This window comes from Paenibacillus sp. J2L1-98 (genome assembly GCF_056269405.1).
Genome location: NZ_JBWDNW010000029.1, coordinates 34,068 through 48,649, shown reverse-complemented (window position 1 = coordinate 48,649; position 14,582 = coordinate 34,068). Strand labels below are relative to the sequence as shown.

At 46.8% G+C, this 14,582-nt stretch carries 13 protein-coding genes and 1 other annotated feature; all 13 genes read left to right on the top strand.

The annotated features are described in order from the left end of the window. Window positions 1–46 precede the first annotated feature (46 nt). The 13 genes from rlmB to rpoC all read left to right on the top strand — a co-directional run bounded on the left by rlmB (window position 47) and on the right by rpoC (window position 14,513). The gene (rlmB, locus tag AC0YNZ_RS28480) at window positions 47–802 is read left to right on the top strand and encodes a 23S rRNA (guanosine(2251)-2'-O)-methyltransferase RlmB (RefSeq protein WP_056636026.1); all 756 of its coding nucleotides are present in this window, start codon (window positions 47–49) and stop codon (window positions 800–802) included. A gap of 3 nt (window positions 803–805) precedes the next feature. Continuing rightward, complete coding sequence (locus AC0YNZ_RS28475) at window positions 806–1,330, top strand: NYN domain-containing protein (RefSeq protein WP_110773973.1); 525 nt, start codon at window positions 806–808, stop codon at window positions 1,328–1,330. A 299-nt stretch (window positions 1,331–1,629) separates the two neighbouring features. Continuing rightward, window positions 1,630–2,280, top strand: coding sequence for an RNA polymerase sporulation sigma factor SigH (gene sigH, locus AC0YNZ_RS28470; RefSeq protein WP_053373882.1), 651 nt, complete (start codon window positions 1,630–1,632; stop codon window positions 2,278–2,280). 316 nt (window positions 2,281–2,596) lie between these two features. Continuing rightward, a complete protein-coding gene (gene rpmG, locus AC0YNZ_RS28465) occupies window positions 2,597–2,746 on the top strand; it encodes a 50S ribosomal protein L33 (protein WP_015847242.1) in 150 nt (49 codons plus the stop codon). Window positions 2,747–2,764: 18 nt separating this feature from the next. Continuing rightward, on the top strand, window positions 2,765–2,974 hold the full coding sequence (gene secE / locus AC0YNZ_RS28460) for a preprotein translocase subunit SecE (protein WP_056636022.1): 210 nt from the start codon (window positions 2,765–2,767) through the stop codon (window positions 2,972–2,974). A gap of 24 nt (window positions 2,975–2,998) precedes the next feature. Beyond that, a complete protein-coding gene (gene nusG, locus AC0YNZ_RS28455) occupies window positions 2,999–3,532 on the top strand; it encodes a transcription termination/antitermination protein NusG (RefSeq protein ID WP_110773974.1) in 534 nt (177 codons plus the stop codon). A 117-nt stretch (window positions 3,533–3,649) separates the two neighbouring features. After that, complete coding sequence (gene rplK, locus AC0YNZ_RS28450) at window positions 3,650–4,075, top strand: 50S ribosomal protein L11 (RefSeq protein WP_028609671.1); 426 nt, start codon at window positions 3,650–3,652, stop codon at window positions 4,073–4,075. Between the two features lie 100 nt (window positions 4,076–4,175). Next, window positions 4,176–4,868 (top strand): 50S ribosomal protein L1, encoded by a 693-nt coding sequence (rplA, locus tag AC0YNZ_RS28445; protein WP_110773975.1) that lies wholly within the window; start codon window positions 4,176–4,178, stop codon window positions 4,866–4,868. 12 nt (window positions 4,869–4,880) lie between these two features. Continuing rightward, window positions 4,881–5,046, top strand: a sequence feature (ribosomal protein L10 leader region). A 57-nt stretch (window positions 5,047–5,103) separates the two neighbouring features. Continuing rightward, entirely contained in the window at window positions 5,104–5,607 is a 504-nt protein-coding gene (rplJ, locus tag AC0YNZ_RS28440) for a 50S ribosomal protein L10 (RefSeq protein ID WP_110773976.1), read from the top strand. A gap of 82 nt (window positions 5,608–5,689) precedes the next feature. Continuing rightward, window positions 5,690–6,049 carry a 50S ribosomal protein L7/L12 gene (gene rplL / locus AC0YNZ_RS28435; RefSeq protein ID WP_110773977.1) on the top strand — a complete coding sequence of 120 codons (360 nt, stop codon included), beginning with the start codon at window positions 5,690–5,692 and terminating at the stop codon, window positions 6,047–6,049. Window positions 6,050–6,257: 208 nt separating this feature from the next. Continuing rightward, window positions 6,258–6,857 carry a class I SAM-dependent methyltransferase gene (locus AC0YNZ_RS28430; RefSeq protein WP_475829782.1) on the top strand — a complete coding sequence of 200 codons (600 nt, stop codon included), beginning with the start codon at window positions 6,258–6,260 and terminating at the stop codon, window positions 6,855–6,857. Window positions 6,858–7,242: 385 nt separating this feature from the next. Continuing rightward, window positions 7,243–10,791, top strand: a complete 3,549-nt coding sequence (rpoB, locus tag AC0YNZ_RS28425) for a DNA-directed RNA polymerase subunit beta (protein ID WP_110773979.1) — start codon at window positions 7,243–7,245, stop codon at window positions 10,789–10,791. A gap of 95 nt (window positions 10,792–10,886) precedes the next feature. Next, window positions 10,887–14,513 (top strand): DNA-directed RNA polymerase subunit beta', encoded by a 3,627-nt coding sequence (gene rpoC, locus AC0YNZ_RS28420; RefSeq protein ID WP_475829781.1) that lies wholly within the window; start codon window positions 10,887–10,889, stop codon window positions 14,511–14,513. The last annotated feature ends 69 nt before the right edge of the window (window positions 14,514–14,582 follow it).

The window sequence follows — 14,582 nt, the reverse complement described above, 5'->3', positions numbered from 1 at the left end:
CACGCAGCTTTTATGGAAATTAAAAACGATATGAGGAGGGCAACCGATGACTGAAGAAACCATTCAGGACGAAATGATTGCCGGCAAGCATCCTGTGCTTGAGGCTTTGCGTTCCGGCCGTGAAATTAACAAAATATGGATTGCTGACGGAGCGCAAAAGACTCTAACGCAGCCCATAGTCGCAGAAGCGAAGAAGTTTGGAATTGTCGTGCAGTTTGTCGATAAGAGGAAGCTGGACAGTTTAACCCCGGGAGTTACACATCAGGGGGTTGTCGCTCAGGCGGCCGCTTTCGCTTATGTGGAAGTAGAAGAGATTCTTGAACGGGCGAAGCAGCGTGATGAGATCCCGTTTATATTGCTTCTTGATGAAATCGAGGATCCGCATAATCTGGGTTCGATTTTGCGGACGGCTGAATGCACGGGAGTACATGGCGTTATCATTCCGAAGCGGCGCTCTGCGGGATTGACGGCTACAGTACTGAAAACGTCCGCTGGCGCAGCCGAGCATGTGCCTGTTGCCCGCGTCACAAACTTGGCACAAACGATCGATAAGCTGAAGGAAGCGGGCGTATGGGTAGCGGGTACTGATGTCAGCGCATCGCAAGATGTGTATAAGATGAAATTTGACATGCCGCTAGTTGTCGTAATCGGCAATGAAAGTAAAGGAATGGGCAGACTCATTAAGGAAAAATGCGATTTTCTCGTTAAACTGCCTATGCTCGGTCAATTGAATTCACTGAATGCTTCTGTTGCGGCCGGCGTGCTTATGTATGAGGTTGTTCGGCAGCGCCGGAGCATTTAGATCATGAACCGGCGTGACGATATTTTATTAGTCGACGGCTATAACATGATTGGTGCTTGGCCGGTGCTTGAGAAGCTGAAGGAATATGATCTGGAGGAAGCCCGGGACAAGCTCTTAGATTTGTTAGCGGACTATCAGGGCTTCACGGGCATGCAAGTATACGTGGTATTTGATGCACATCAGGTGCCTGGACTTGGAGCCACTTATCGACATCATAAGCTGACAATTGTGTATACGAAAGAAAAGGAAACGGCCGATGAATGCATTGAGCGTCTCTGCTCTGAACTGTTTGTCAGGCGCAGAAACATTTATGTAGCGACGTCTGATCTGGTGGAGCAGCATGTGGCTTTCGGCAAAGGAGCGCTTCGCGTATCCGCACGGGAGCTGCTGATCGATATCGGCCAAAATCGTAAAAATATCGAGAAGTCGCTGCGAGAAGATAAACCGGGAACGCGTAACTCGGTAGACGGCATCGTCAGCCTTGAAGTTCGCAGTCAGCTTGAAAAGCTTCGCCGCGGAGAAAAATAAAAGGGCATCTCATATTGATCGGAGCCTTAGAAGCGGGAAAGATTGCCACCCTCATTCCACAAAGTTACAAAAATGCTAGTAAATTGATAGTTTTCGGGTCCCCGATTGGTTGACGGTGGAAGGTGACATAATGTATACTGACTCTAATATTAGCAATAAGAACGTGTGGAATTATAAGGATATATATTCTTATCTCTCGACGTGAAACATTGCTGAACCCACTCCGATGGGAACGGTTAGATAGGTTAACGTGAATATGAATCTAGCGGTGTACGCCTTGCAGGCCGGAGGGATAGTTCGTGAGTATCGACCTCAAAGAATGGAGTACGCTCGAGTATGACAGCAGTACGGACGAGGACATCGTCGAAGCGGTCCGCAATGGCGATAGCATAGCGTTGGAATATTTGATTAACAAATATAAGAATTTTGTGAGAGCCAAAGCGCGCTCCTACTTTCTTATTGGCGCGGATCGTGAAGATATCGTGCAGGAGGGTATGATTGGCCTATATAAAGCAATTCGCGATTTCAAAGGAGACAAGCTTGCGAGCTTCAAAGCCTTTGCAGAATTGTGCATAACTAGGCAAATTATTACCGCCATCAAAACAGCCACGCGTCAGAAGCACATCCCGCTTAATTCCTACGTATCGCTCGATAAGCCCATTTATGACGAAGATTCGGACCGCACGCTGCTGGATGTCATTTGTGGCACGCGAGTTTCTGACCCTGAAGAATTAATTATTAACCAAGAAGAATTCATTGGCCTGGAAGACAAAATGTCCGAAATATTAAGCGATCTTGAGCGTAAGGTGCTGATGCTTTATTTGGATGGAAGATCTTATCAGGAAATTGCTGTCGACTTGGATAGGCATGTGAAATCCATTGACAATGCCCTTCAGCGTGTGAAACGTAAGCTTGAACGTTACTTGGAAGTAAGAGACATTAGCGGTTAACCGCATTCATCCGTAAATCGTTTTTTAACGAGGGCTGTCTTCCATCTGGCGGTGTTCAGATGGAATATAAGGTCCTTTTTGTTTTAAAAGGGCTCAAGTAGACTATACTGATAGAAACGAGCCCGATGTTACTGTTGCTGCCAAATATTCGTAGGCCAAACACGTATCTTTTACATTGACATCAAAATTACTGTATGATAAAGTGTTTAGGTAGGCCTAAATTCGAGGTTTTTTTTCGTTTTGGCGTTGGAATCAATGAACTTTCATATAGAGCTTCATGATTCGTATTTTGTAGCAGTTCGGGAGGTGTAATTCAATGCGGGTAATTATCACGTTGGCATGCACAAACTGCAAACAGAGAAACTATGCGAGCAGCAAGAACAAACGCAATCACCCCGACCGCATCGAGTTGAAGAAGTTTTGCAAGTTCTGTAACGAGCAGACTCCTCATCGCGAGACGAGATAGTCAATTGGAGGTGTGACCGTGGCATTTTTGGCTAAACTAAAGCAGGGCTTTGGTACAACGTTTAGTTTTTTTGCCGACAGCTGGGCGGAACTTAAGAAGGTTCGCTGGCCAAGCCGTAAAGAGTTGACAAGCTACTCGATCGTAGTTTTGCTCACGATCACGTTTGTTACGATTTACTTCTGGCTTCTTGACATCGGGATCTCGTCTCTGGTTGAACTCATTGTTTAAGAAGGGTCCAAAGGTGGATTTGTGATGGAAAAAAGATGGTACGTCGTGCATACCTACTCCGGCTATGAGAACAAGGTGAAAGCCAATTTGGAGCGCCGTGTTGAATCAATGGGCATGGAAGACAAGATTTTCCGTGTGCTTGTTCCTATGGAAGATGAAGTGGTAGAGAAGGACGGTAAGAAGAAGACTGTCCAACGTAAAGTCTATCCCGGCTATGTTCTTGTGGAAATGGTTCAAACCGACGATTCTTGGTACGTTGTTCGAAATACGCCTGGCGTAACTGGATTTGTAGGATCAACAGGTTCCGGTTCAAAACCGATTCCTCTATTGCCTGATGAGGTTGAGCAAATACTCAAGCACATGGGCATGGAAGAGCCAAAACCGAAAATCGAGTTCGATCTGAAAGAAGCGGTTCGCGTCAAAGTGGGTCCTTTCGCAGATTTTGTCGGTACAGTAGAAGAAATTTTGCTGGACAAAGCGAAGTTGAAGGTTCATGTGAACATGTTTGGCAGGGAGACCCCACTAGAGCTGGATTACACTCAAGTGGAGAAGATATAATATCTGGTTTCCGAACCCATCGGAATATTCCGATGGAATTTGGATGCGAAGTAGCGATGCCCCTTTTGGCGGCAAATGCTATTTACGCATGGAATAAAGGGTTAGGAGGTGTCAGGCATGGCAAAAAAGGTCATCAAGATGGTCAAACTGCAAGTTCCTGCAGGTAAAGCAAACCCAGCGCCGCCGATCGGTCCAGCACTTGGTCAAGCAGGCGTTAACATCATGGCGTTTTGCAAAGAGTTTAATGCTCGTACAGCAGATCAAGCAGGCTTGATTATTCCAGTCGTTATTACAGTATTCGAAGACCGTTCCTTTACTTTCGAAACAAAAACGCCGCCGGCAGCAGTATTGCTTCGCGTCGCAGCTGGTATCGAAAAAGGTTCAGGCGAACCGAACAAGAAGAAGGTCGCTACTGTGAAACGTGACAAAGTTCGCGAAATCGCTGAGCAAAAAATGCCGGATCTTAACGCAGCTTCTGTTGAAGCAGCAATGCGTATGGTTGAAGGTACTGCTCGCAGCATGGGCGTAACTATTGTTGACTAATACCGCAAGGTAGCTTGCTTTGCGAAGCTTCGGCTTTCGCGGGTGGGAGGATCATCCTCAGGAGGATTTTCCGCTACAACCACATAAGGAGGAAATTACAATGGCTAAACACGGTAAAAAATATGTAGAAGCTGCTAAGCTTATCGATAGCGAAGCAACTTACGAGCCTTTGGAAGCGATCGAGCTTGTAAAAAAGGCTGCAACAGCTAAATTCGACGAGTCCGTTGAAGTAGCAGTTCGTTTGGGTGTAGACCCTCGTAAACAAGACCAAGCCGTTCGTGGCGTAGTTGTATTGCCGCACGGTACTGGTAAAACAAAACGCGTTCTCGTTTTCGCAAAAGGCGAAAAAGTGAAAGAAGCGGAAGCTGCGGGTGCTGATTTTGTAGGCGATGCAGACATGATTAACAAAATCCAACAAGGCTGGTTCGAATTCGACGTTTGCGTAGCAACGCCGGACATGATGGCTGAGGTTGGTAAACTTGGACGGATCCTCGGTGGTAAAGGCTTGATGCCTAACCCTAAAGCAGGAACAGTAACGTTTGACGTTGCTAAAGCCGTACAAGAAATTAAAGCCGGTAAGATTGAATACCGTCTTGATAAAGCAGGTCAAATCCATGCTCCAATCGGTAAAGTATCATTTGACGCTGAGAAACTCAACGAGAACCTCAAGTCTTTGATCGACGCGCTTAACCGTGCTAAACCGGCTGCAGCAAAAGGTGTTTACCTGAAAAACATCGCCGTTTCTTCGACAATGGGCCCTGGCGCTCGTGTTTCCACAGCGGTATATCGCTAAGAAGAACGGAACTAAATTCGAATACGCATACCGTAGACAGTAGGTGCCTTAAGGCTTAATTTCCTACCGAGGTGTTATGATAAAACGTTTGTAAGCAACATTCGATCCTTATGGGTTGATGCGCGATAACGACATCATGGCCTTCGCAGTGTCTGCGAAGGCCTTTCTCATGCATCGAGGCGTGGAAAGCCCGTCGTAATTAACGGAATGTATACTATTACGGGAGGTGTACAGTTTGGCTAACGCAAATATCATCCAAGAGAAACAAGAGGCAGTTGCCGTAATCGCGGCGAAAATTGCTGCTAGCTCCAGTACAGTTGTAGCTGACTATCGTGGATTGAACGTTGCGCAAGTAACTGAACTTCGGAAACAACTTCGTGAAGCAGGGATCGAATTCCAAGTTCTTAAAAACTCGCTCGTTCGCCGCGCAACAGAAGGTACGGATTATGTAGAATTGAACAACATTCTTACAGGTCCTACTGCAATTGCATTCGGTAAAGAAGACGCTGTTGCTCCAGCTAAAATTTTGAACGATTTTGCTAAGAAAAATGACGCTTTGAAACTTAAAGGCGGCGTTGTTGAAGGTAAAGTCGTATCTCAAGAAGAGATCAAAGCACTTGCGGAACTTCCGTCCCGCGAAGGTTTGCTTTCTATGCTCCTCAGCGTATTGCAAGCTCCAGTGCGCAACTTCGCGCTTGCGGTTAAAGCAGTCGGCGAGAAGCAAGAAGCTCAAGCTTAATCTACAAATCCTTACAGCATTGAACCGACGCAGGTCGGCTGCATGATAAACCAAAAAAAACCATATTCCCGGAGGTATAACCATGTCTAAAGAACAAATCTTAGAAGCGATTAAAGTTATGAACGTTCTTGAACTGAACGAGCTAGTAAAAGCAATTGAAGAAGAATTCGGCGTAACTGCAGCAGCTCCAGTAGCAGCAGCAGGCGCTGGCGCAGCTGTAGAAGCTGAGCAAACTGAATTCGACGTTATCCTTAACGGCGCTGGCGCTTCGAAAATCAACGTAATCAAAGTAGTTCGCGAAATCACAGGTCTTGGCCTGAAAGAAGCGAAAGACTTGGTTGACAGCGCTCCTAAAGCTGTTAAAGAAAAAGTTGCTAAAGAAGAAGCAGAAGCTGTTGCAGCTAAGCTTACTGAAGCTGGCGCTTCCGTAGAAGTTAAGTAATATTGCTTCAACAAAATAAGCTGATCATGCGGTCGAAAGAACGATGAATCGGCTGGCGAGCCCCTTGAATCCATCAGGTTTCAAGGGGTTCGTTCTATGTTAAAAGATAAGAATGTATAAGCAAATAACTTATACATTCTTATCTTTCAACGCGAGAAGGACAACCGGTTGTGCGAAAGCGCAGGTGGAATACGGGGAGTGATGAATCATGTCGAATCACTATTACTCACAGAGCCCAGAGGTAAAGCATAATCGTCAAGTCCATGAAGCGTCACTTCGGGGCTTTTCTTTCCGATTTATGACGGATGCAGGAGTGTTCTCGAAATCGGGTGTCGATTATGGGAGTCAAGTTTTGATCGATGCACTCGAGCTTCATACAAATGCGAAGGTGCTCGATGTTGGCTGTGGTTATGGCCCTATTGGATTGACATCAGCAAAACTAGCAGAGAACGGGCAAGTGACGATGATTGATATAAATGAAAGAGCGGTAGAGCTTTCGCGCGAGAATGCGAAGCTGAATGGCATCAACAATGTTACCGTTTTGCAGAGCGATTTATATGAAGCCGTTAAGCATTTGATGTTCGATACGATCGTAACGAATCCGCCTATACGTGCAGGTAAAGCGGTCGTGCATCGTATATTTGAAGAAGGCTATGAATTGCTCGAACAAGGCGGCAGCATGTGGGTAGTCATTCAGAAGAAGCAAGGGGCGCCATCTGCGAAAGCGAAGCTGGAATCATTGTTCGCCGATGTAGAAGAAGTGACGAAGGATAAGGGCTATCGTATTTTCCGGGCTGTAAAAGGCTAGTTAAAAAACGCAAGGCTTTTTTGAAAAAATAAGTTTGAAAATAGAACGAAATTTATTGACTTGACTTTTTGGATATGGTAAAATTATAAAATGTCAGCATTAAATTGGGCTCTATCTCTTTAGTTAACTAAAATGTCAAGTGTGAATTTTTCGTGCGGAATGCATAAGTTTTACACATTTGACGTATAATGTTTACGTTTTGGGCAAAATTATTTGATATGAGACTATCGCAGCTTAGCTGTGATTGGTTAACTGCCGGAACATGCTCTTTTTTCGAACTATTCGATAAGGGCTTTTCTTTATTTGACAATATAGGCGGCTGGTCCGACTATGGTGACGCAGTAAGTATCGATGCTGTGATACAGACATGAGGGGTGAGGTTAAGTTGGCAGGACAACTTGTTCAGTATGGTCGGCGCGCGCGCAGAAGCTACGCCAGGATCAACGAGGTGCTGGAAGTCCCGAACCTGATTGAAATCCAACAAAAATCGTATGAGAAGTTTTTGGATAGCGACTTGATTGAGTTGTTCCAAGATATTTCTCCGATTTCGGACTTTACGGGCAATCTATCGCTTGAGTTTATCGACTATAGCTTAGGCGAACCGAAATATTCGGTCGATGAATCAAAAGAGCGCGACGTGACGTATGCGGCTCCTTTACGCGTTAAGGTACGACTTTTCAATAAGGAGACCGGCGAAGTAAAGGAACAAGAAGTTTTCATGGGTGATTTCCCGCTTATGACAGAGACAGGCACGTTTATCATTAACGGGGCCGAACGTGTCATAGTCAGCCAATTGGTTCGATCCCCGAGTGTGTACTTCAGCACGAAGGTCGATAAGAACGGGAAGAAGAATTACACAGCGACGGTTATTCCTAACCGTGGCGCTTGGCTGGAGCTTGAAACAGATGCCAAAGATATTATTTACGTTCGTATTGACCGGACCCGGAAAATACCGGTAACGGTACTTTTGCGTTCGCTAGGATTCGGTACTGATGCTGAAATTCTTGAGCTGCTTGGCCACGACGAGTACATTCGCAACACGTTAGACAAGGACAATACGGATTCGACCGAGAAAGCGCTGATCGAAATTTATGAGCGTCTTCGTCCGGGTGAGCCTCCGACATTGGATAATGCGAAGAGCTTGCTGGTAGCTCGTTTCTTTGATCCAAAACGTTATGACTTGGCCAATGTAGGCCGTTACAAAATAAACAAAAAGCTCCACATCAAGAACCGTTTGTTTAACCAGCGGCTCGCGGAAAATCTAGTTGATCCTACGACCGGCGAAATTATCGCTGAATCGGGACAAATGATTGACCGTCGTTTGCTTGATGAAATTCTCGAAAATCTCGAGAAGGATGTTGGCTTCAAAACGTATCACGTAGCTAATGGTGTATTGGATGCGGATAGTATTCCACTGCAAACAATTAGCGTATTCTCGCCATATGACGAGAGCAAGGTTATTAAGGTAATTGCCAATGGCATTATTGATAAATCCGTGAAGCATATTACGCCAGCGGATATCATTTCTTCCATTAACTACTTTATTAATTTGCTTCATGGTGTAGGCAGCACGGATGATATCGATCATCTGGGCAACCGTCGTCTGCGTTCCGTAGGCGAGCTTCTTCAAAATCAATTCCGTATCGGTTTGTCTCGTATGGAGCGCGTTGTGCGCGAGAGAATGTCCATTCAAGATGCGAATGCAATTACGCCTCAAGCGTTAATTAACATTCGTCCGGTTATTGCATCAATTAAAGAATTTTTCGGCTCCTCGCAGCTGTCCCAGTTTATGGACCAAACGAATCCGCTTGCTGAATTGACGCATAAGCGTCGTTTATCTGCACTCGGACCCGGCGGTTTGACTCGGGAACGCGCGGGCTTCGAAGTTCGTGACGTCCATCACTCCCACTATGGGCGGATGTGTCCGATTGAGACGCCAGAGGGACCGAATATCGGTTTGATCAACTCCTTGTCATCCTTTGCCCGCATTAACGAATATGGCTTCATTGAAGCGCCTTATCGTTGGGTGGATCCGAAGACGGGAATCGTTACTGAGCAAATCGCATATTTGACTGCAGATGAGGAAGATAACTACGTTATCGCGCAAGCGAATGCGAAGTTGACTGCAGAAGATAAGTTTGCAGAAGAAAATACGATTGTTCGTTACAATAAGCAAGCCGATAACATTTTGACGATGCCAAGCGATCGCGTTGATTACATGGACGTATCACCTAAGCAGGTTGTATCCGTTGCGACAGCGTTAATTCCATTCTTGGAAAACGATGACTCCAACCGTGCCCTCATGGGATCGAACATGCAACGTCAAGCGGTTCCGCTTCTCATTCCTAGATCGCCACTTGTTGGTACAGGTATGGAGCATAAGGCAGCGAAAGACTCCGGCGTTTGTATCGTTGCTAAGCATGACGGTATAATCGAACGTTCTTCCGCTAACGAAATTTGGCTTCGCCGCGTCGAGCAAATCGACGGCAAGCCGGTTACCGGCGACCTCGTAAAACATAAGTTACACAAGTTTATGCGTTCCAACCAAGGAACGTGCATCAATCAGCGTCCGCTTGTGCGTAAAGGCGACGTGATTAAGAAGGGCGATATTCTTGCAGATGGTCCTTCCACTGAAATGGGCGAATTGGCTCTTGGACGCAACGTTGTCGTTGCATTCATGACGTGGGAAGGCTACAACTATGAGGATGCGATCCTGCTTAGCGAGAAGCTTGTGAAAGAGGATGTTTACACATCCATTCACATTGAGGAATACGAGTCTGAGGCTCGTGATACGAAGCTTGGACCGGAAGAAATTACGCGCGACATCCCGAATGTCGGAGAAGAAGCTCTTCGTAACCTGGATGAGCGCGGTATCATCCGTGTCGGTGCGGAAATTGGCGCTGGCGACATTCTCGTTGGTAAAGTAACGCCGAAGGGCGTAACGGAACTGACGGCGGAGGAAAGATTGCTGCACGCTATCTTCGGCGAGAAGGCTCGTGAAGTTCGTGATACTTCGCTACGCGTACCGCATGGTACAGATGGTATCGTTGTAGACGTGAAAGTATTCACGCGTGAGAACGGCGACGAATTGCCGCCTGGCGTTAACCAGTTGGTACGTGCCTATATTGCTCAAAAACGGAAAATTTCCGAAGGCGACAAAATGGCCGGACGTCATGGTAACAAAGGGGTTATCGCCCGTATCATGCCTGAAGAAGATATGCCGTTCTTGCCGGATGGCACACCTGTTGAGGTTGTTCTTAATCCGCTCGGCGTACCGTCACGGATGAACATCGGTCAAGCGCTTGAGGTTCACTTAGGTATGGCTTGTAAGCATCTCGGCATTCACGCTGCTACGCCGGTATTTGACGGCGCGCGCGAGAATGACGTTTTCGATACGATGGAAGAGGCCGGCATGCAGCGTAATGGTAAAACCGTTCTGTATGACGGACGGACAGGTGAAAATTTCGAACGTGAAGTTACGGTTGGGGTCATGTACATGATCAAGCTGGCGCACATGGTCGATGATAAAATCCATGCCCGTTCCACTGGTCCTTACTCACTTGTTACACAACAGCCGCTCGGCGGTAAAGCGCAGTTCGGCGGTCAACGTTTCGGGGAGATGGAAGTATGGGCGCTTGAGGCATACGGCGCCGCTTATACGCTTCAAGAAATTTTGACGGTTAAATCCGATGACGTGGTTGGTCGCGTGAAAACGTACGAATCGATCGTCAAAGGCGAAAACGTACCAGAACCTGGTGTTCCGGAATCGTTTAAAGTTTTGATCAAAGAGCTTCAAAGCTTAGGTATGGACGTTAAAATCCTGTCTGAGAACGAAGAAGAGATCGAAATGAAAGAAATGGACGATGATGACGAGGCAACGGGTGATAAGCTCAACCTCAATATTGAAGGTGCCGAAATAGGCGCTGCTGAATAAACTAGTTGCTGGATTCCGTCACATGGTCACGCGCCTATGACGGAATCTAGCTGATTAGATAGACATTGTCATACATGACGGAGGAGGGTTGCTCCTTGTTGGACGTGAACAACTTCGAGTATATGAAAATCGGTCTGGCTTCGCCGGATAAAATTCGCTCGTGGTCCCGCGGAGAAGTAAAGAAACCGGAGACGATCAACTATAGGACCTTAAAACCGGAGAAGGAAGGTCTCTTCTGCGAGAAAATTTTTGGACCTACGAAAGACTGGGAATGTCATTGCGGTAAATACAAACGCGTTCGCTACAAAGGCGTTGTATGCGATCGCTGCGGCGTTGAAGTAACACGCGCTAAAGTTCGCCGTGAACGTATGGGCCATATCGAACTAGCTGCCCCAGTTTCTCATATTTGGTACTTCAAAGGGATTCCAAGCCGCATGGGTCTTGCACTTGATATGTCGCCTCGTTCGCTTGAGGAGATCATTTATTTTGCATCCTATGTTGTGACGGATCCAGGCGATACGCCGCTTGAGAAAAAACAACTCCTTTCGGAGAAGGAATACCGCAGCTACCGCGAGAAATACGGCTATGGATTCCATGCCGGTATGGGCGCTGAAGCTGTTAAAAAGCTTTTGCAGGACATCGACGTTGACAAAGAGCTGGAGCAATTGAAGGAAGAACTGCGTACTGCTCAAGGGCAACGACGCAACCGTGCCATCAAGCGCCTAGAAGTAGTCGAAGCATTCCGTAATTCCGGTAACGAGCCGGAATGGATGATTCTTGATGTGCTTCCGGTAATACCTCCTGAGCTTCGTCCAATGGTACAGCTCGACGGCGGACGCTTTGCAACATCTGACCTTAACGATTTGTATCGTCGAGTTATTAACCGTAACAACCGTCTGAAGCGTCTGCTTGATCTTGGCGCGCCTGATATTATCGTGCAAAATGAAAAACGGATGCTGCAGGAAGCGGTTGACGCACTGATCGATAACGGTCGTCGCGGTCGCCCTGTAACAGGTCCAGGTAACCGCCCTCTGAAATCTCTCAGCCACATGCTGAAAGGTAAGCAAGGACGTTTCCGTCAAAACTTGCTCGGTAAACGGGTTGACTACTCAGGCCGTTCGGTTATCGTCGTAGGTCCAAACTTAAAAATGTTCCAGTGCGGTCTTCCAAAGGAAATGGCACTTGAATTGTTCAAGCCTTTCGTTATGAAAGAGCTTGTTAATAAAGGCTTGGCACATAACATTAAGAGTGCGAAGCGCAAGGTTGAACGCGTAAGCCCTGAGGTATGGGACGTACTTGAGGAAGTTATCAAGGAACACCCGGTATTGCTTAACCGTGCCCCGACGCTTCACAGACTAGGTATTCAAGCATTTGAACCTATCTTGGTTGAAGGCCGCGCTATTAAGCTGCACCCGCTCGTATGTACAGCATATAACGCTGACTTCGACGGTGACCAAATGGCCGTTCACGTTCCGTTGTCTGCTGAAGCACAAGCAGAAGCCCGTTTGCTCATGCTTGCATCAGGCAACATCCTTAACCCGAAAGACGGCAAGCCGGTCGTTACTCCGTCTCAGGATATGGTTCTGGGAAGCTTCTACTTAACGATGGATAACAAAGAGGCTAAAGGCAGCGGTTCCGTATTCGGAACCATTAACGAAGCCATCTCTGCTTATCAGCGTGGTATAGTTTCCTTGCATGCCAGAATTTTCATTCCGGTGCGCGTTCTTAAGAAAGTTAATTTCACGGAGCAGCAGCAAAACTCGTTGCTCGTTACGACTGTTGGTAAAGTAATCTTCAACGAAATTTTCCCTGAGGATTTCCCTTATATCAACGAAGCAACGAAAACGAATCTGTTGCACGGTACACCTGATAAATATTTTGTTTACGAAAAAGGCGCCGATCTCCATAAATTTATGGACGCGATCAGTACGCCGGGTGCGGTAGGTAAAGACTATCTCGCATTAGTCATTGCGGAATGCTTCCGTCAATACCACACAACGCTTACTGCGATGCTTCTGGACCGCATTAAGCAGCTTGGCTTCACTTACTCGACTAAGGCTGGTATTACGATCGGCGTAGCTGACGTTATCATTCCGAAAGAGAAAGACGAAATCATGAAGCTGTCCGATGAGAAGGTCTCTACCGTTATGACTCAATACCGTCGTGGTTTGATTACAAACGAAGAGCGTTATGACCGGATCATCAGCATTTGGAGTAAATGTAAAGACGAGATCACTGATGTTCTTATGAGGTCAATGGATCGTTACAACAACATCATGCTTATGGTGGACTCCAAAGCACGGGGTAACAAATCGCAAATTACGCAGCTCGGCGGTATGCGTGGTCTGATGGCGAATCCATCGGGTCGTATTATCGAGTTGCCAATTAAATCGAACTTCCGCGAAGGTCTTACCGTCCTCGAGTACTTTATCTCGACTCACGGAGCGCGGAAAGGTTTGGCCGATACAGCGCTTCGTACAGCCGATTCCGGTTACTTGACTCGTCGACTTGTCGATGTTGCGCAAGACGTAATCGTGCGTGAAGAGGATTGCGGTACGGATAAAGGCTTCTCCGTTAGCAAAATTCAAGACGGTAAAGAGGTTATCGAAGATCTCTATGACCGTATTGAAGGCCGCTATGCGTTCGAAACGGTTCGTAATCCAAAAACAGGCGAAATTATCGTCAACCGCAGCGAGTTAATCGACTCGAACAAAGCGGATGCGATTATCGATGCTGGCGTTGAAAAGCTGCAAATCCGTTCCGTACTGAGCTGCCGTGCGCGTCATGGCGTATGTAAGATCTGTTACGGACGCAACCTGGCAACTGGTAAGCACGTTGAGATTGGGGAAGCGGTAGGTATTATCGCAGCTCAATCGATCGGGGAGCCAGGAACACAGCTGACAATGCGTACGTTCCATACGGGCGGCGTAGCCGGCGATGATATCACACAAGGTTTGCCGCGTATTCAAGAGTTGTTTGAGGCGCGTAATCCGAAAGGTCAAGCGATTATCTCCGAGCTTGACGGTGTAATCAAAGAAATCCGCGAAGCTAAGGACCGTCGTGAAATTGAGGTTCAAGGTGAAGCGGAATCCAAAGTGTATGCCGTTACTTATGGTTCGCGTATCCGCGTAACGCAAGGGCAGCAAATCGAAGCCGGCGATGAGCTGACTGACGGTTCGATTGACCCTAAAGATATGCTGCGTATCAAAGGTATTCGTGGCGTTCAAAACTACATTTTGCAAGAAGTACAGCGCGTTTACCGGAACCAAGGGGTAGAAATCAATGACAAGCACGTTGAGGTCATGATTAAGCAAATGCTCCGTAAAATCCGTATCGTAGACGCAGGCGGTACAACTCTGCTTCCTGGCGCATTTGTTGACATTCATGAATATGAATCACAAAACCGCGCTGCGATCTTTGCAGACCTTGAACCTGCTGTCGCAAAACCTGTTTTGCTCGGTATTACGAAGGCATCGCTTGAGACGGATTCGTTCTTGTCAGCAGCTTCCTTCCAAGAAACAACTCGCGTATTGACGGATGCGGCTATTAAAGGCAAAGTTGACCAGTTGCTTGGACTCAAGGAAAATGTTATTATCGGTAAGTTGATTCCAGCTGGTACTGGAATGGCTCGTTACCGTAACATTCGCTTTGCTGGCCTTGAAGATGAAACCATTACTGCAGTAGAAGGTGAACTGGAAACGGAAGCTGTTACCGTCGACTAATCGTCGGGAACAGACATCGTTTCTATAAGCCGGACACTAACATAAACGAAAGAGCGTTACATCTTCCGC

Excerpts from the sequence above, each read along its gene's own strand:
- rplK (WP_028609671.1), top strand. The coding sequence starts at position 3,650 with ATGGCAAAAAAGGTCATCAAGATGGTCAAACTGCAAGTTCCTGCAGGT.
- rplA (WP_110773975.1), top strand. The coding sequence starts at position 4,176 with ATGGCTAAACACGGTAAAAAATATGTAGAAGCTGCTAAGCTTATCGAT.
- nusG (WP_110773974.1), top strand. The coding sequence starts at position 2,999 with ATGGAAAAAAGATGGTACGTCGTGCATACCTACTCCGGCTATGAGAAC.
- AC0YNZ_RS28475 (WP_110773973.1), top strand. The coding sequence starts at position 806 with ATGAACCGGCGTGACGATATTTTATTAGTCGACGGCTATAACATGATT.
- AC0YNZ_RS28430 (WP_475829782.1), top strand. The coding sequence starts at position 6,258 with ATGTCGAATCACTATTACTCACAGAGCCCAGAGGTAAAGCATAATCGT.
- rplL (WP_110773977.1), top strand. The coding sequence starts at position 5,690 with ATGTCTAAAGAACAAATCTTAGAAGCGATTAAAGTTATGAACGTTCTT.
- rpmG (WP_015847242.1), top strand. The coding sequence starts at position 2,597 with ATGCGGGTAATTATCACGTTGGCATGCACAAACTGCAAACAGAGAAAC.
- rlmB (WP_056636026.1), top strand. The coding sequence starts at position 47 with ATGACTGAAGAAACCATTCAGGACGAAATGATTGCCGGCAAGCATCCT.